General features: G+C 70.5%; 16 protein-coding genes. 4 read left to right on the forward strand and 12 right to left on the reverse strand.

The genetic code is table 11. The features are described from left to right. Positions 1-148: 148 nt before the first annotated feature. The 4 genes from ACZ6KF_RS19125 to ACZ6KF_RS19140 form a co-directional block, all read right to left on the reverse strand. Positions 149-1,567 carry a sugar porter family MFS transporter gene (locus ACZ6KF_RS19125; protein ID WP_356630077.1) on the reverse strand — a complete coding sequence of 473 codons (1,419 nt, stop codon included), beginning with the start codon at positions 1,565-1,567 and terminating at the stop codon, positions 149-151. Between the two features lie 226 nt (positions 1,568-1,793). Continuing rightward, positions 1,794-5,351, reverse strand: coding sequence for a chromosome segregation protein SMC (smc, locus tag ACZ6KF_RS19130; RefSeq protein ID WP_469239327.1), 3,558 nt, complete (start codon positions 5,349-5,351; stop codon positions 1,794-1,796). A gap of 265 nt (positions 5,352-5,616) precedes the next feature. Next, entirely contained in the window at positions 5,617-5,823 is a 207-nt protein-coding gene (locus ACZ6KF_RS19135; RefSeq protein WP_129801581.1) for a hypothetical protein, read from the reverse strand. A gap of 377 nt (positions 5,824-6,200) precedes the next feature. Continuing rightward, positions 6,201-6,482 (reverse strand): acylphosphatase, encoded by a 282-nt coding sequence (locus ACZ6KF_RS19140; RefSeq protein ID WP_356630082.1) that lies wholly within the window; start codon positions 6,480-6,482, stop codon positions 6,201-6,203. A gap of 166 nt (positions 6,483-6,648) precedes the next feature. Between ACZ6KF_RS19140 and ACZ6KF_RS19145 the strand changes: the two genes are divergently transcribed. Beyond that, complete coding sequence (locus ACZ6KF_RS19145) at positions 6,649-7,773, forward strand: CAP domain-containing protein (RefSeq protein ID WP_469239329.1); 1,125 nt, start codon at positions 6,649-6,651, stop codon at positions 7,771-7,773. Between the two features lie 20 nt (positions 7,774-7,793). Here ACZ6KF_RS19145 and ACZ6KF_RS19150 read toward each other — a convergent pair whose 3' ends face one another. Genes ACZ6KF_RS19150 through ACZ6KF_RS19165 form a run of 4 tightly spaced genes read right to left on the reverse strand, consistent with a single transcriptional unit; the run spans position 7,794 to position 10,922 of the window. Beyond that, positions 7,794-9,035, reverse strand: a complete 1,242-nt coding sequence (locus tag ACZ6KF_RS19150) for a tyrosine-type recombinase/integrase (RefSeq protein ID WP_469239331.1) — start codon at positions 9,033-9,035, stop codon at positions 7,794-7,796. Then, positions 9,035-9,229 (reverse strand): helix-turn-helix transcriptional regulator, encoded by a 195-nt coding sequence (locus ACZ6KF_RS19155; RefSeq protein WP_469239333.1) that lies wholly within the window; start codon positions 9,227-9,229, stop codon positions 9,035-9,037. The genes ACZ6KF_RS19150 and ACZ6KF_RS19155 overlap by 1 nt, the downstream gene beginning before the upstream one ends. Beyond that, the gene (gene repSA / locus ACZ6KF_RS19160) at positions 9,226-10,623 is read right to left on the reverse strand and encodes a replication initiator protein RepSA (RefSeq protein WP_469239420.1); all 1,398 of its coding nucleotides are present in this window, start codon (positions 10,621-10,623) and stop codon (positions 9,226-9,228) included. The genes ACZ6KF_RS19155 and repSA overlap by 4 nt, the downstream gene beginning before the upstream one ends. Before the next feature lie 26 nt (positions 10,624-10,649). Next, positions 10,650-10,922 carry a hypothetical protein gene (locus ACZ6KF_RS19165; protein WP_469239335.1) on the reverse strand — a complete coding sequence of 91 codons (273 nt, stop codon included), beginning with the start codon at positions 10,920-10,922 and terminating at the stop codon, positions 10,650-10,652. A gap of 677 nt (positions 10,923-11,599) precedes the next feature. Between ACZ6KF_RS19165 and ACZ6KF_RS19170 the strand changes: the two genes are divergently transcribed. The 3 genes from ACZ6KF_RS19170 (at position 11,600) to ACZ6KF_RS19180 (ending at position 13,815) form a co-directional block, all read left to right on the forward strand. Then, positions 11,600-12,337 (forward strand): GntR family transcriptional regulator, encoded by a 738-nt coding sequence (locus ACZ6KF_RS19170; RefSeq protein ID WP_469239337.1) that lies wholly within the window; start codon positions 11,600-11,602, stop codon positions 12,335-12,337. Positions 12,338-12,761: 424 nt separating this feature from the next. Beyond that, positions 12,762-13,178, forward strand: coding sequence for an Imm10 family immunity protein (locus tag ACZ6KF_RS19175; protein ID WP_469239339.1), 417 nt, complete (start codon positions 12,762-12,764; stop codon positions 13,176-13,178). 241 nt (positions 13,179-13,419) lie between these two features. Continuing rightward, on the forward strand, positions 13,420-13,815 hold the full coding sequence (locus tag ACZ6KF_RS19180) for a winged helix-turn-helix transcriptional regulator (protein ID WP_469177173.1): 396 nt from the start codon (positions 13,420-13,422) through the stop codon (positions 13,813-13,815). On the opposite strand, the gene mutM is transcribed toward ACZ6KF_RS19180, so the two are convergent. The 4 genes from mutM to ACZ6KF_RS19200 form a co-directional block, all read right to left on the reverse strand. Beyond that, positions 13,794-14,696, reverse strand: a complete 903-nt coding sequence (gene mutM / locus ACZ6KF_RS19185; protein ID WP_356630087.1) for a bifunctional DNA-formamidopyrimidine glycosylase/DNA-(apurinic or apyrimidinic site) lyase — start codon at positions 14,694-14,696, stop codon at positions 13,794-13,796. The two genes, ACZ6KF_RS19180 and mutM, sit on opposite strands and share 22 nt — an antisense overlap. 135 nt (positions 14,697-14,831) lie before the next feature. Beyond that, positions 14,832-15,698: a ribonuclease III gene (gene rnc / locus ACZ6KF_RS19190; RefSeq protein WP_469158975.1), complete on the reverse strand. Its 867-nt coding sequence runs from the start codon at positions 15,696-15,698 to the stop codon at positions 14,832-14,834. 19 nt (positions 15,699-15,717) lie between these two features. Further along, positions 15,718-15,891 (reverse strand): 50S ribosomal protein L32, encoded by a 174-nt coding sequence (rpmF, locus tag ACZ6KF_RS19195; RefSeq protein ID WP_007493396.1) that lies wholly within the window; start codon positions 15,889-15,891, stop codon positions 15,718-15,720. A gap of 2 nt (positions 15,892-15,893) precedes the next feature. Further along, positions 15,894-16,538 carry a YceD family protein gene (locus ACZ6KF_RS19200; protein ID WP_356630091.1) on the reverse strand — a complete coding sequence of 215 codons (645 nt, stop codon included), beginning with the start codon at positions 16,536-16,538 and terminating at the stop codon, positions 15,894-15,896. Between the last annotated feature and the right edge of the window lie 90 nt (positions 16,539-16,628).

A 16,628-nucleotide genomic window follows, 5' to 3' on the forward strand; every position in this document is an offset into this window, starting at 1 on the left:
AACCCCTTTCACGGGGCCGGGCGCTGCCCGCCCGCTCACGCGTACTGCCCCGGCTCAGCCGACGAGCCGGGGCAGTGTGCGTGGAGAACGAGGAGAGGGGCAGCGGGGACTTGGCCCTTCTCCCCGAGCCGTGGGGAGGAGGCGGAGGTCAGCCCATCTCCTCCAGGCGCTTGCCCTTGGTCTCCTTCACGTACCGCAGCACGAACGGGATGGAGAGCGCGGCGAAGGCCGTGTAGATCACGTACGTCACGGACAGGTTCCAGTCGGCCAGCGACGGGAAGCTCGCGGTGATGGCCCAGTTGGCGACCCACTGGGCGGCGGCGGCCACGCCGAGCGCGGCGGCGCGGATCTTGTTCGGGAACATCTCGCCGAGCATGACCCAGACGACCACGCCCCACGACAGGGCGAAGAAGAGGACGAACACGTGCGCGGCGATCAGGGCGACCCAGCCCTGCGTCTCGGGCAGCCGGCCGTCGACCAGGTCGAAGGAGAACGCCCATGCCTCCAGCGCGAGGCCGATCACCATGCCGACCGAACCGATGATGGCGAGCGGGCGGCGGCCGATGCGGTCCACGAAGAGCATGGCGATCACGGTGCCGACGATGTTGATGATCGACGTCGTGAAGGAGTAGAAGAACGAGTCCGCCGGGTCCACGCCGACCGACTGCCACAGCGTGGAGGAGTAGTAGAACGCGACGTTGATGCCGACGAACTGCTGGAAGACGGACAGGCCGATGCCGATCCAGACGATCGGCTTGAAGAAGAAGGAGCCGCCGAGCAGGTCCTTGAAGCGGGACTTGTGCTCGCTCTTCATGCCGGTCTCGATCTCGGCGACGCGCGCGTCGAGGTCGATGTCCTGGCCCTCCACCTCGGCGAGGATCTCGCGGGCGCGCTCGTGCTTGCCGACGGAGATCAGAAAGCGCGGGGACTCGGGGATGGCGAAGGAGAGCAGGCCGTAGAGGACGGCCGGGACGACCATGACGCCGAGCATGACCTGCCAGGCCTCCAGGCCCATCAGCTCACCGCGCTGGTCGCCGTCGGCGGCGTTGAGCAGGCCCCAGTTGACCAGCTGCGACACGGCGATGCCGACGACGATCGCGGCCTGCTGGAAGGAGCCGAGGCGGCCCCGGTACGCGGGCGGGGCGACCTCGGCGATGTAGGCGGGGCCGATGACGGAGGCCATGCCGATGGCGAAGCCGCCGACGACGCGCCAGAAGGCGAGGTCGTAGAGCGAGAAGGGGAGCGCCGAGCCGACGGCGCTGACGGTGAAGAGGGCGGCGGCGATCTGCATGCACCGGATGCGGCCGATGCGGTCGGCTATCCGGCCCGCGGTGGCGGCGCCGACGGCGCAGCCGATCAGGGCGATGGCGATGACCTGCGCCAGCGCCGCGGAGCCGATGTCGTAGCGGTCCCGGATGGCCTCGACGGCGCCGTTGATCACGGAGCTGTCGTAGCCGAAGAGGAATCCGCCCATCGCGGCGGCGGCCGCGATGAAGATGACGTGCCCGAGATGATCGGGATGAGCCGTACCGGCTCCGGACTTGGGTGCCTGCGCTGTGCTGGTCACGTGTAACTCCTCGGGCCACCGGCTGCGCTGCCGGTGTGGGGATCAGCCCTTCGAGGTCCACCTGAAGGTACCTGAAGGTAAAAGCAACGTGGCAGAGACTATGCCTTCAACTTTCGAAGTCAATAGGGGGGTCGGTGTGAAGTCCTCGGTGTGAATGTGGTCAGTGTGTTCAAGTTTTGAATGGATGACGTCGGCCCAGGTCAAGACGGGTGTAATGGGCACGCACTTAGCGCAGGCGCTGGCTGATGACCTTCGACACACCGTCGCCCTGCATGGACACGCCGTACAGCGCGTCCGCGACCTCCATCGTCCGCTTCTGGTGCGTGATGACGATGAGCTGAGAGGTCTCCTGGAGCTCCTGCATGATCCGGATCAGCCGCTGGAGGTTGGTGTCGTCCAGCGCCGCCTCGACCTCGTCCATGACGTAGAACGGGCTGGGCCGCGCCTTGAAGATCGACACCAGCAGCGCGACGGCCGTCAGCGACCGCTCCCCGCCCGACAGCAGCGACAGCCGCTTGACCTTCTTGCCCGGCGGGCGCGCCTCGACGTCCACGCCGGTGGTCAGCATGTTGTCGGGGTCGGTCAGCACCAGCCGCCCCTCGCCGCCCGGGAACAGCCTGCCGAAGACGCCCTCGAACTCGCGCGCGGTGTCCCGGTAGGCCTCGGTGAAGACCTGCTCGACCCGCTCGTCGACCTCCCTGACGACCTGGAGCAGGTCGGCGCGGGTCTTCTTCAGGTCCTCCAGCTGCTCGCTGAGGAACTGGTGCCGCTCCTCCAGCGCCGCGAACTCCTCCAGCGCCAGCGGGTTCACCTTGCCGAGCTGCTGGTAGGCCCGCTCGGCCGCCTTCAGCCGCTTCTCCTGCTCCGCGCGGACGAACGGCCGGGGCCGGTTGCGCGGGTGGTCGGGGTCCTCCGGCAGTTCCTCGCCCTCGGCGGGGGGCGAGGGGGGCACCGGCTGGTGCGGTCCGTACTCGGCCACGAGCCCCGCCGGTTCCACACCGAGTTCCTCCAGCGCCTTCGTCTCCAGCTGCTCGATCCGCAGCCTCTTCTCGGCGCCGAGTACCTCCCCCCGGTGGACCGAATCCGTCAGCTTGTCCAGCTCGGCCTTCAGATCACGGCCCTGGGTGCGCGCGGCGCCCAGTTCCTGCTCGCGGCGGGCCCGGGCGGCCTCGGCGGCGGTGCGCTCCGCGTCGGCGCGGGCCAGGGAGACCTCGACGTGCGCGAGCAACTGGCGCGCGCCGGAGGCGACGGCCTGGGCGACGGCCGCCTCGTGCCGCAGCCGCGCACGCCGCTGCTCGGCACGCGCGCGTGCCTCGCGTTCGGCGCGCGCGGCCCGGTCCAGCGCGTCGGCCCGCCCGGCGAGCCCTTTGACCCGCTCCTCGTGCGTACGCACCTGGAGCCGCGCCTCCATCTCGGTCTGCCGCGCGTTGGCCCCGTCGGCGGCGAGCCGGTCCCGCACGGAGGTGTCCGGCTCCTCCTCGAACGGCATCTCCTCGGCGACGGCCAGCCGCTCCGCCAGTTCCTCGGCGTCCGCGAGCGCCTTGTCGAGCGCCTCCTGCGCCCGCGCGGCGGCGGCGACGCTGCGCTCGGCCTCGCCGGCGGCGGCCCTGGCCTGCCCGGCGAGCCGGCCGAGCTGCTGGGCGACGGCCGACTTCTCCCGGTCGGCGGCCCGGCGCCGCTCCCCCAGCTCCTCGACCAGCGCGGCGGCCTCGGTGCGCCGCTCGGCCGCGGCCCGCTGCGCCTCGGCCAGCTCCTCGCACCGCACGGCCAGCTCGGCCAGCTCGGCCGCGGCCTCGTCGACGGAGGCCTGCACCTCCAGCAGGCTCGGCGCCCCGGCGGAACCGCCCTGCGCGAAGTGCGCCCCGAGCAGATCGCCCTCGGCGGTCACCGCGGTCAGCGCGGGCCGCGCGTACACCAGCTCCTCGGCGTCCTCCAGGGTGGGCACGACGACGATCCCGCGCAGCAGCCGCCGTACGGCGGGCATCAGCTCCGCGGGACCGCTCACCAGGTCGGCCGCGTACGGCGGCCCGTCCGTCCCCGTGCTCTCGCGCGGTAGGTCGTCGGGCGCGCCCGACAGCAGCAGCGCCGCCCGTCCGGCGTCCTGCTTGCGCAGCAGCCGGATGGCGTCGGCCGCCGCGGTCGGCGTGGTGACCGCGAGGGCGTCGGCGGCGGCGCCGAACGCGGCGGCGAGCGCAACCTCGTGGCCGGGTGTCACGGTGAGCAGTTCCGCGGCCGGGCCGAGCAGTCCGGTGAGCCGGTCGCGGGCGGCGAGCAGGGCGCCGGTGCCGTCCTTGCGGCGCAGTCCGAGGGCGAGGGTGTCGTGCCGGGCCCTGGTGGCGGCCCGCTGCCGTTCGGCCGCGCCGGCCGCCTCGCGGGCCGCGGCGAGGTCGCTCTCCGCCTCGGCGAGCCGGCGTTTCGCCGCCTCGTGCCGCTCGGCGAGTTCGGTGTCGCCGGCATCGAGGCCGTCGACCTCGGCCTTGAGCGCCTCGTACTCCTCCTGCGCGCGTACGGCCCGTTCCTGGGCCTCGTCGCGGGCGGCGGCCAGCCGGTCGATCTCGGCCTGGGCGGAGGCGGCGCGCGAGCGGGCGGCGTTGACCTGGCCGTTCAGCCGGGCCAGGCCCTCGCGGCGGTCGGCGATGGCGCGGGCCGCGTCCTTCAGCCGGCGCTCCTCCAGCGCCAGCTCGCGTTCCAGTTCGGCGCGGTGCGCGACCGTGTCGTCCAGGGCGCGCTGGGCGGCTTCGAGGGCGGCCTCCAGTTCGGCCTCCTGCTCGCGGATGCGCTGGGCCTCGCGCTCCATGTCCTCGGGGTCGCGGCCGCGGCGTTCCTCGAGTGGGGCGGAGGTGGCGCTCTTCACCCGCGCGTCGGCCAGGGAGACGGTGCCGCGCACCCGCTCGGCCAGCTGGGACAGCTCGTACCAGGTCTGCTGGGCGCGCTGGAGGCGCGGGGTGAGCTGCCGGACCTCGTCCTCCAGGAGGGCCTCGCGCTGGAGCGCCCGGCGCAGCTCCTGCTCGGTGGCCTCCTTGCGTTCCTTGAGCGCGGCCTCGTCGGCGACCTCCGCCTGGAGCGCCTCCCGCAGCCGGACCAGGTCGTCGGCGATCAGGCGCAGCCGGGCGTCGCGCAGGTCGGCCTGGATGACGGCGGCGCGGCGGGCGACCGCGGCCTGGCGGCCGAGCGGCTTGAGCTGGCGGCGCAGTTCGTCGGTGAGGTCCTGTACACGTGCGAGGTTGGCCTGCATCGCGTCCAGCTTGCGCAGCGCCTTCTCCTTGCGCTTGCGGTGCTTGAGGACGCCGGCCGCCTCCTCGATGAAGGCGCGGCGGCCCATGGGGTCGGCGTGCAGGACGGAGTCGAGCTGGCCCTGGCCGACGATGACGTGCATCTCGCGGCCGATGCCGGAGTCGGAGAGCAGTTCCTGGATGTCGAGCAGACGGCAGGTGTCCCCGTTGATCTGGTACTCGCTGCCGCCGTTGCGGAACATGATCCGCGTGATGGTGACCTCGGCGTACTCGATGGGCAGCGCCCCGTCGGAGTTGTCGATGGTCAGCGACACCTCGGCGCGGCCGAGCGGCGGCCGGCCGGTGGTGCCGGCGAAGATGACGTCCTCCATCTTGCCGCCGCGCAGCGACTTGGCGCCCTGCTCGCCCATGACCCAGCTGAGCGCGTCCACGACGTTGGACTTGCCCGAGCCGTTGGGCCCGACGACACACGTGATGCCCGGCTCGAACCGGAGTGTGGTCGCCGAGGCGAACGACTTGAACCCGCGGAGGGTCAGGGCCTTGAGGTGCACGCCGCCGGACTCTACCTTCCGGGGTTGTCCCACTCCATGAACCCGCGGTTTCGCCGCTGCACGCGCAGGGCACACCAGACGTTAAGACGCTGAAAGGATGCGCGGAGAAGGAACGGCTCCGGGGGCGGACGCCGGAAGGGCGCGGAGAAGGGCGCGAAGCGCGCGGGGAAAGAAAGAAGGGACGCCGAAGCGTCCCTTGCAACTTCTGACACCTGAGCGGTTGGTACGGTCCGCCCGACCACTGTGTCGTTGTGCGATGCAGTGATCAGGTGAGCGCAGGCTCCGCCTGGTGTGCGTCGACGCTCTCCATGATCCTGTCGTGGTGAGAAGCGGCAGCCGCCAGCGCGTCGTTCTCGGCCTGGATCCGTACGAGTTCGGATTCCAGGTCCTGGACGCGCTGCTGGAGCCGTCGCATCTCGGCGAGGAGTCGAGGGTCGGAGCCGCCGACGTAACCGAGAAGCGCCTTTGCCATGATGGATGGTCCTCCACAATGAGTGACCGACCGATGCGGTGTGGGTCGTGAGGGATTCGCACCCGCGGTGCTTGGCACTGTGGAGTTGTGCTGCCGTTCATCCATGCCAAACAGCCAAGGTGCGCGGGGCTTTCAGCGTCTCACCAAAAAGTTTGACGGTCAACACGATCACGCCCCGTATTGGGGGCAACCCGGGCGAACACGGCGTGAAGCGGTGGTGTCGCGGCATATGCGGGGCCCGGGGGGCGTGGCGGCCATCCTGGCGCGCGGAGCCCTCGTCGGCAAGACCCCGGCCGCAATCACCTGCTTCTTTCCGTCCGGGGCAGCCACCGCGGGCATGTCCGTCGCCCGCCGTTCCGGCCGGGCGCCGGGCCGGGTCAGCGGATGGCGAAGCCGTCGTAACCGCCGCGCGGTGTGTCCCAGATCTCTGTCACGCCGTCCACGCGCCCGGGCGTGTCGTCACTCCGGAGCCAGTCGAGGAGTCCTTCGCAGCCGGCGCGAGGGCCTTCGGCGACCACCTGGACGCGACCGTCCTCCAAATTGAGAGCAAAGCCACTCAGCCCGCCGATCTCCAGCGCCTTGGCCCGCGTGAACCAGCGGAAACCCACACCCTGGACGCGTCCGCGCACCCAGGCGACCAGTCGCACATCGTCGCTCATGGAGGCAACCTAACGGGCCAATGTCTCTTGGGACACTTCCTCCCCGTGCGCCATGCGGTACCGTCCAGCCCCAATGAAACTCATCTGAAACTCACTCGATCGTGTGGGTTTTGTTGATCAACCGCGACAACGCGAGAGTCGCCGCGAGGACGAGGAAGGCCAGGACATGGGACGCCACCGACGCTCCGCCGCCGGCCGCGCCGCCACGGGCCGCGCGACGGAGGCCACTGCGGCGCACGGCTCCGCCGCCGGGAGCCAGGACCCGCGGCACTCGTACCCGGGCGACCGGCCCGAGCCCGGCATCGCGCCCTATCCGAGCCCGGAGGCCTACGCCGAGGCCGTGACGCGCAGCGACGCGTACCTCTTTGCGACGGACGCCACCGGTCCCACGGGTCCGGCGGCGGGCTCGCCGGAAGACGGCGGGTACCCGGCCGAGGGCGGCGCCTCGCGCGGACGCGCCCACCGCCGCAGGAAGAAGGCCGCCACGCCGGTACGGACCGGGCTGCTCGGCGTCTCCGCCGCGGTCGCGCTCGGCACGGTCGCGGTCGCCACCGGCGTCCTGCCCGGCGGCGAGAGCTACACGCTCGGCGGGAGCGGCGCCGACAAGGTGCAGACCAGCGACACCCCCGGCAACACCGGGACGCAGCAGGGCGGCGCCTCCGCCAGCATCGAGACCGGCGCCGCGGCCGGCGGCACGACGACGAGCCCCGGCACCGGGCGCTCCGCGTCGCCCTCGGCGTCCCCGTCGAAGACGTCGAAGACGTCGGCCGAGCCCAGCACCGAGGCCCCCTCCAAGAAGCCGAGGACCGAGCCGTCGGCGAAGAAGCCGAAGCCGGCGCAGCCGACCCGCACCGCGCAGCAGACTCCGCCGAAGGCCACGCCGAAGCCCGAGGCTCCGGTGACGGTGTCCGCCGAGGCCGCCGCCGAGGCCGAGGTGCTCCGCCTGGTCAACGAGGAGCGGGCGCGGGCGGGCTGCAGCCCGGTCGCCGCGAACAGCGCGCTCGCCGGCCTCGCCGGGGACTTCAGCCGCGCCATGGCCGAGCAGGGCTTCTTCGACCACACCGACCCGAGCGGCGCGACCCCGTGGGACCGTGCCGAGCAGGCCGGCATCACCAACCTGGGCGGCGAGAACATAGCCCGCGGCCAGGCCGACGCGGCCTCCGTCATGGAGGCCTGGATGAACAGCCCCGGCCACCGCGCCAACATCCTGAACTGCGACTTCAAGACCCTGGGCGTCGGCGTGCACCACGGCTCGGGCGGGCCGTGGTGGACGCAGAACTTCGGCTACTGAGATAACCGCAGGTCACAGACCTAACTCAGCCCTTGGGCCGTCTCCGGGCCGTCGTCCGTAGGTTCCTCGACCTGGAAGACGCCATCCACGGCGGCCCGGGTCCGGGTCTCACTGGACGGCATCAGGTGCGTGTACGTCCGCAGCGTGAAGCCGGGGTCATGGTGGCCCAGGTACTCGCTGAGAGCCTTGATGCTCTCCCCCGCGTCCAAGAGCACCGAGGCGTAGAAATGCCGCAACGCGTGCATACCGTTGTCCCGCCCGGTCTCCAGGCCCGCGGACCGAAGCGCCGGCCGCCACACGCGGTCGTTGAAGCGGTTCCGGTCGAGGGCCATGCCCATCGAGCCGGTGAAGATGAGCGAGGCCGTGACCGGAGGGCCGTCGAGCGTCTTCCACGGCAGGGTGACCTCCACGGCCGGGTGACGCTTCAGGTGCGCAGCCAGCGCGAAGGCCACCGACTCAGGCAGAGGCACGTCACGCTCCTTGCCGCCCTTTGGCGGAGCGAACACTGGCCGATGACGCTGCAAGAGCTTGACCTGCCGAACCACATGCATCACCCCGCCAAGGAAGTTCACGTCTTCCACGGCCAGGCCGAAGACCTCACCCTGTCGCAGGCCACACCCGGCGGCGACGTTCACGAGAGCCCGGTAGCTCTCCGGTAAGGCCGCGCGAACCGCCATGACCCGCTCGGCAGGCCAGGGCTTGACCTTGCGAGGTTCGAGCCGAGGAGCCCGCACAGACCGGGCACTGCACGGGTTGAAGCGAATGATCCGGTCCTCTACCGCCGCCGTGAAGACCGTGGAGACGTGCGCGAAGATCCCGCGCCGGTATCCGGCCGACAGCCCACGGTCCTCAAGCGCGCGAAGCCACAGCCGAAGGTGCGACGGAGTGAACGAGCCCATCGGCCGCGTACCCAGGTGAGGGATCGCGTGGAGCCGCAACCGGCTCTCGACAGACTCCCGCGTCAGAGGGTCCGTGATCTGCGTGGTCATCCACTCCCTGGCGTACTGCTCGAACGTGACCTTGCCAGCGTCCGGACTGACGTAGTCGCCGCGCGACATGTCCGCCTCGATGTTGGCGAGCCACTGTTCCGCCTTGCGCTTCTGTTTGTCCGGGAAGCTCTTGGACTTCTCGGAGCCGTCCGGCCCGATGTACCGGGCCCGGTAGCGCAGGCCGACGCCGAAGCGGTCGGTCTTGACCTTGACGGGTTTGCCGTCCGAGCCGGTCTCGGTCTTGTACCAGCGGTCTTGGATGTGTCCGGCCATCAGGCGGCCCCTTCCATCAGGTCTTCGACCCAGGCGCGGACGTCTTCGGGGTCGAAGCGCAGGTGCCGGCCGACCCGGAAGCCGCGGGGGCCGGTGCCCTTGCGCCGCCACTGGTAGACCGTCTCGACCGGCACGCCGAGCAGGTCGGCGACGTCGATCGGGGTCAGGTAGCGGGAAGGCAGCGGGCGTTTCATGCGCACACCTCCCAGTCGTCCAGGTCGGGCATGTCGGCGAGGGCTTCGCGTGCGGTCTGTCGGTTCAGTCGGATCTCCTTCGCGATCGAGGCAGCCAGCCAGGACTCACCGGGCGTGTGGCCCTGTCCGGCGTAGGTCCAGTGGGCGAGCACGAGCGTGGAGCCCTCCGAGTCGTCAAGGTCCTCAGACAGACCCCGCTCCCGGCGTTCCTGACGGGCGCGGTAGTCGGCGCGCACCTCGCGCAGCGCGGACAGGGTGGTGGAGTAGCGGCGGGACTTGGTGGAGAAGTGGCCGCGGAAGCCGAGCATGTGCGCCCACCGGGCGAGCAGCCGGTCGGGGTAGGCGTCATCGAGGGTCCAGCACGCTTCGATCAGCCGCCGCGTGTGGTCGGGCAGCGGCAGCCGGTCCAGCTCCGCCAGCTCTCCGATACGCCGGTCGACGGTGCCGGTCGTCTCGGCCGCCTTGGTGGCGTACTTGGCCACGTAGGAAGCCACCGCCTGTTCGGTCAGTTCCTCGTGCCCGAGCGCACCGATCGGCTGCACGTCCACTTGCGAGCCCCACCGCAGCACGCGGGCCGGGTGGTCGCCGGAGGCGGGCACCGGCACCGAGACGCGACCGGCAGCCGCCCTGATCGCATCCCCCAGGAGAGCGACCGTGGCCCACGCCGGCGGAGCGGTGTCGGCACCGTCCGGGCCGTCGAGGCGGACCACGGCGTGGAAGTGCACCGAACCGCGTTTCTGGAACTCGGCGACCTTGCCGAAAGAGACCCGGCACACCTCTGTGAGCGCTGCTTGGGTCAGGCCCGCGCGGGCGGCGATCTCCCGGCGCAGGTAGATCGTGAACCGCCGCCACAGGTCCCCGGCGAAGTTGTTCCACAGCACCGCCCCGGCATAGTCGTACCGGGCCGGGTCCAGGGCCGTGCCGAGCGCCGGATCGTCCTCGGTGTGCTGGGCGCCGCACCGGCACCGGCCGGACGCGGGGCGGTTGTGGACCGGACCGAACGAGGGCGCGGTGAGCGTGGCGAAGACGCGGGGATGGTCCCGCACGGTGGCGGGCACGTCCTTGCGCTCGTCACCCGTGATCCCCGCACGGATCAGGTGATAGGTGTCCCCGGCGTACGTCCAGGCGCAGGACGGGCAGCGCGAGGCACGCCGGTTGCCGCAGGCCACCCGCAACATCCCGCCCGGCTCGTGCTCGGTGCTGTAGGAGTACAGGACGTCACCGGTCTTCGCATCGCGGGTGACGGTCTGGCCCATCAACCGGATCGGATTCGCACAGCCGCCCGTGCGGCGGATCTGCTCCTGCCAGCGCTCGAAGCCGGGCGAGTTCGCCACCCGCAGCAGATCCGCCAGAGTGATGGGGTCGGTGCCCAAAGAGGCCGCAGCACCAGCCACGGCCTCCGGGGCGACGGGGAACACCGTCACGCAGCCACCCCCGCCGACACGGACGCGGGCAGCGGCTCGGGACCAGTCCAGCCACCGAAGGCCGGGTCACCGGGGCAGATCGTCTCACCGTCGTGCGTGAGCACCGTCATCCCGTCCACCGGCACCCGCGTCCACAGCGGGAAGCGCTCCGACCCACAGCCGGGGCAGGCCGGACGGGGCAGGCCCCGATCCGATGTGACAGCGATGCGAGCCCGCAGCGCAGCAACGTAGGCCGCGTGCCGCTCCTTGGCGTGGTCGCTGATCTGCACGGAACTGATCGACTTGGACGTGTGCTCTACGAGACCGCTGCCCGAGCAGTAGTCGCAGAACACCGCGAGTGGAGAGTCTTCACCCGCGAAGCCGGAACCGTTGCAGTTGGCACAGTCCGCCCACGGGCGAGAGGTCAGGAAGTACAGGCACTCCGCCGGGTCAGCGCACCGAGCGGACATGCAGGCCGGGCAGCCACGCTGAACCGTGACGCGCGCACGGAGGAGAGAAGCAGGCATTATGGAGGTTCCCTTCGCGGGAGCCGGGGGCGGCGGATCTTCTTGGCGGTTGAGCGCCGCCCCCAGCAACGGTGACTACAGGCCGTTACTTCTCGTTCTTACGGTCGGCGAGCTTGCCCTTACCGTGGCTCGCCGCGTGCCCGTGGTTCTTGGACTGGGCACCTCGGAACGTTCGTGCAGTGTCGGTGTAGTCACAGTCACTGTCGTTGCAGACGATCTCGTACTTGCTCAGACGACTGTTCGAGGACTTGAAGAACATGAGGGCTTCCCTTCGCGGCATAGGGGTGGCGGATCTTCTTGGCGGTTGAGCGCCATCCCTGAGGATCGAGCGGTCCGTGCCGGATCACGCCTGTTGGAGCGCGAGGCACAGCTCTATAGTGTTTTAGAGCACCCCGGGAGTCAAGGGGTGTTCTAGAGCACTTTAGAAGGGAGCTGTTCACATGACCGGGAACTCGCCCGCTTTGCCGCCATACCGGCGCATCGCGGCGCAGATCAAAGGTCGGATCGAGCGTGGCGAGTTGCAGCCCGGGGACCGGATCCCGTCGGTCCGCGAGATCGTGCGCGATGAAGGCGTCTCAGTGGCTACCGCTACGCGAGTTGCGTCCGTTTTGCGGGCAGAGGGATACGCAGAGACCATCTCAGGGATTGGAACGGTGGCGCGTATGCCGAGCAAACTGACGACCGGACCCGATCGACTTCAGTTGCAGCGAACCACAGGCAGTGGCTTCAAGCCCGGTGAGCGGGTGGAAATCATCAGCGCTGAGATGGTGCCCGCGGACGCCGAGGTGGCCGACGCGCTGGAAGTAGAGGTAGGGACTCAGGTAGTCCAACGCCGACGCCGGTACCTGGACGAGGACGGAGTGGTTGCCCTGTCCACTTCATGGCTTCCAGGAGAGATGGCCGAGGCCGCGCCAGAGCTGATCTCGACCGGCCCACTGCCGAAAATGACGTTCGGCCTGATTGAGGACCGGACCGGCCGGCGGGCAGTCAAGCGCCGGGACACGGTATCGATCGAGGCGCTCCCGGAGGACGTTGCCTCGCTTCTCGACCTTGAGCCTGGCACCGCAGTGCTCAGCATGGCCAACCACTACTGGGATCAGCACGGACAGATCACCGAGTACGCCCGTGACTACATGGGGCCAAGTCGCGTCCTCGCAGCGGAGTACGACCTTCAGTAAGGCAGCGCCATTAGCCGGGAGGCAACCGAAGGCGGCCCGGTTACAGGTTTCTCTACCTCATCAAGCCCCGGCTGCGCTCCGCTCCGCCGGGCGCGCTTCCCGGCTCCGCTCCGCCCTGCGCTCCTGCCTTCGGCCCGCTCCGGGCGCGCTGCGCCGACGCGCGCCCTGGTAAGGGTTGGCCGGCGGCATGAGGTCAGAACACGTCGTGGCTGGGGCGGTCGGCTCCACGGCTTTAGGCAGCCACTTTGGGGCGAGCCTCGAAGATCATGGCCCCAACGTCGTGCTTTACCGGGCAGGTCCACAGACTGCCCGACGCGCCGGAAGCTTACGGGGCCATGATCACTCGCCCCAAAGCAGCTCCCGCCCAAAGCCGCTCCGCCGACCTCACGTCATCGGCCGCCGCAGGCCCTGGTAAAACACGCGTGTGACCTACAGATTCACGGCGAAGATCGCTTACGGATGCCACGAGCCGGGGCCGGACATCTATGCCCTGACTGCCGGAGTTGCCGAGTCAGAAGGCGGAGAGAGCTTCGCGCTTGAGTTTCAGTGCGGCTTCGAGGAACCCGATGCGCAGAACATCCGCAACGGCTGCGACTCCTACTGCGTTGTCACCCCCGACCAGGGCACCGCGTACGGATGCGTGCGCACGGTGGAGCTGGAAGGAGACATCCTGCGGGTCACGTTCGACCCCGATACCTTGGAAGCCCTGTTCCTGGATGATCCGGTAGTGGAGGCAGTGCTACATGCACCGGCCGCGGACATAGCTCGCATGAGGGAGGCACTCACGCGCATCCTCACCTACGGCCGACCGGACGCGCTCCCGATCGTGGTCGGGGTCTGAACTACGGTCGTCGCTCGGGCCGTCTCCGGGCCGTGCGGGGGTGCTCAACGACGACCAACGCTGACAACCACCGACAGCTAAGTCGCAGGTCGCAGCGTTGATCGATTACGGGGCCGCAGGTCAGAGACCCGGCCCACCACTTCTTCGGCTACTAGCGCTACGCGACGCGCACCGGGCCGGCACGCTCACCAGCGGTTAGCGTGCTCTGCCGGTCAGCGCTGTGCGGGCGTACGCTTGCGGTATGACGACCACGCACGAGTGCACGGAGGACGAGCGCCTCCCGTACGACGTGTTCTCCCGGGCCTGTCCGTCGCGCGGGACGCTGGAGCACATCACGGGACGCTGGGGCGGGCTGACGCTCGGCGCCCTGTACGAAGGCTCGCTGCGCTTCAACGAGCTGCGCCGCCGGGTGGACGGCGTGAGCGAGAAGATGCTGTCCCAGACCCTGCACGCGCTGGAGCGCGACGGCCTGGTGCACCGCGAGGCCCAGCCCACCAACCCGCCCCGCGTCGACTACGAGCTGACGCCGCTCGGCCGCGAGGTGGCCCGGCGGCTGACCTCGCTCATCCAGTTCGTGGAGGGACGGATGGACGAGGTGCTCGCCGCCCGCGAGACCTACGACGCCCGGCGCGGCTGAACGGCGCCCGGGCCGCTTGCCACCACCGTCACGCGCGGGGGCCGCTGGCACTTCGGGCAGAAGTAGCTGGAGCGGTTCATCCACGGGCGGCGGCGCATCGGGGTGCCGCAGCGCCGGCAGGGCAGCCCTTCGCGGCCGTACGCGTCGAGGGAGCGGTCGAAGTAGCCTGACTCGCCGTTGACGTTGACGTACAGGCTGTCGAAGCTGGTGCCGCCCACGGCGAGCGCCGCGTTCATGACGTCCCGGACGTGGCCGAGGAGCTGGAGCGTGCGCGGGCGGGTGAGGCCGGCGGTCGGGCGGTCGTAGTGGAGGCGGGCCCGCCACAGGGCCTCGTCCGCGTAGATGTTGCCGACGCCGCTGATCAGGGACTGGTCGAGCAGGGCGCGTTTGATGGTGGTCCGCTTGCGGCGCAGCGCCCGGTGGAAGGCGTCCTCGTCGAACAGCGGGTCCAGCGGGTCGCGGGCGATGTGCGCGATGACGTCCGGCAGCCCGTCGGTTCCGGTGTCGTGCAGCGAGAGGCCCCCGAAGGTGCGCTGGTCCACGAAGCGCAGCTCGGTCCCCAGGTCGTCTCCGAAGCGGACGCGGACGCGCAGGTGCTTCTCGTCGGGCGCGGTGTGCGGCTGGACCAGCAGCTGGCCGCTCATCCCGAGGTGCGCCAGGACGGCCTGCCCGGAGTCCTCCAGCGGCAGCCACAGATACTTGCCGCGCCGGCTCGGCGTGCCGAAGCGGTGACCGTCGAGACGCCGGGCGAAGTCGTCGGCGCCGGCGAGATGGCGGCGGACGGCGCGCGGGTGCAGCACCTCGACGCCGGCGACGGTCCGGTGGGCGACCCACCGGTCCAGACCGCGGCGTACGACCTCGACCTCGGGCAACTCGGGCATGGACTCCCCCGTGGAATGAGCCGAGCGCCCGTCCCCGGGCGGGGCGGGCGCTCTGGCCGTTGCTGTGCTCTGCCGGCGCCGACACCGGCGCCGGCGGAGCCGGACGACCGGCGGGCCGACGGGCCGACGGGCCGATCAGTCGTCGGCCCCGGCCTCGACGGTCACCCCCGCCTCGACGGCCGCACCGGCCTCGACGGCCGCTCCCGTCTCGACGGCGGTGGCGGCCTGTGAGGCGGCGGCCGCCTGGGCGGCCTGCGCCGCCGCGGCGGACTTGGCGCGCTCGTCCGCGGCGGCCCGGATGGCCCGCCAGGCGGACTCGGCGGCCTGCTGCTCCGCCTCCTTCTTGCTGCGGCCGGTGCCGGTGCCGTACGAGACGCCTCCGACGCGGGCGGCAGCAGTGAAGGTCTTCTCGTGATCGGGGCCGGTCTCCGTGACCAGGTACTCGGGAACGCCGAGCCCTTCGGTCGCGGTCAGCTCCTGGAGGCTGGTCTTCCAGTCCAGGCCGGCGCCGAGGTTGGAGGACTTCTCGATCAGCGGGTCGAACAGACGGTGCACCAGCTCCGCCGCCGATTCCAGGCCCTGGTCGAGATAGACCGCGCCGATCACCGCTTCGAGGGTGTCGGCGAGGATGGACGCCTTGTCCCGGCCGCCCGTGCCCTCTTCACCGCGGCCGAGCCGGATGAAGGAACCCAGGTCGAGCGTGCGTCCCACGTCCGCCAGCGCACGCGAGTTGACCACCGCGGCCCGCAGCTTGGCCAGCTGGCCTTCGGGCAGGTCGGGGTGGGTGCGGTACAGCGTGTCGGTGACGACGAGGCCGAGCACGGAGTCCCCGAGGAACTCCAGCCGCTCGTTCGTCGGCAGACCGCCGTTCTCGTACGCGTAGGAACGGTGGGTGAGCGCTCGCACCAGAAGGGCGGACTCGACCTGGTAGCCGAGCCGCCCTTCCAGAAGCGTGTGGGACGAGGCCTGCTGGTCCGCAGAGTTTTTCTTCGGCGTGGACACAGTGCCTCTCACCAGCCGCTCAGACCTCGAGGACCTGGCGCTTGTTGTAGGTGCCGCACGACGGGCACGCGATGTGCTGCAGCTTGGGCTCGTGGCAGCGCTCGCACGCAACCAGGGTGGGGACCGCAGCCTTCCACTGCGACCGGCGGTGGCGCGTGTTGCTGCGCGACATCTTCCGCTTCGGAACAGCCACGGCTACTTCTCCTGCTTCTCGTCGACGCCCGCTTCGGCGCCGCTCATCTCGTCCTTATCGCCGGATTCGAGCGAACCGGCGATTCCCTGCAGTGCCGCCCAACGGATGTCGACGGCGTCGTGGTGGTGGTCCGGGTCGTCCGCCAGCCGCACTCCGCACTCGGAGCACAGACCCGGGCAGTCTTCCTGGCACACCGGCTGCATCGGCAGTGCGAGCACCACCGCATCGCGCAGCACGGGTTCGAGGTCGAACAGGCCGTCCTCGATGAAGAGCCTGTCCTCGTCTTCCTCGGCGTCGTCGGCCGGTTCCGCCTTGGGGCGGCCCCGGTCGTCGGCGTCAGGGTACGAGAACATCTCCTGGAAGTCCGCTTCGAGCTCCTGCTCGAGCGGCTCCAGACACCTTACGCACTCCCCCTCGGCCCGTGCACGGGCGGTGCCCGTGACGAGCACCCCCTCCATGACCGACTCGAGCCGGAGGTCCAGCTCGACCGGGGCGCCTTCCGGCACTCCGATGACGTCCTTCAGACCGAGGTCCCTGGGGGCGTCGACCGTGCGGGTCAGGCGCTGCAGCGCACCAGGACGCCGTCCCAGCTCGTGCGTGTCGAACACGAGAGGGTTGCGGTGGTCGAGGCGGGCGTTCAGAGCCATTCCTGCTTTCGATCCTTGAGCTGGGGACGCCGCCCTTCGGTGTTCCCGGGCAGCGCTGATCGCGGAGGTACACACGACCGAAGTGACAGG

It is taken from the genome of Streptomyces sp. NPDC046379 (assembly GCF_055587785.1).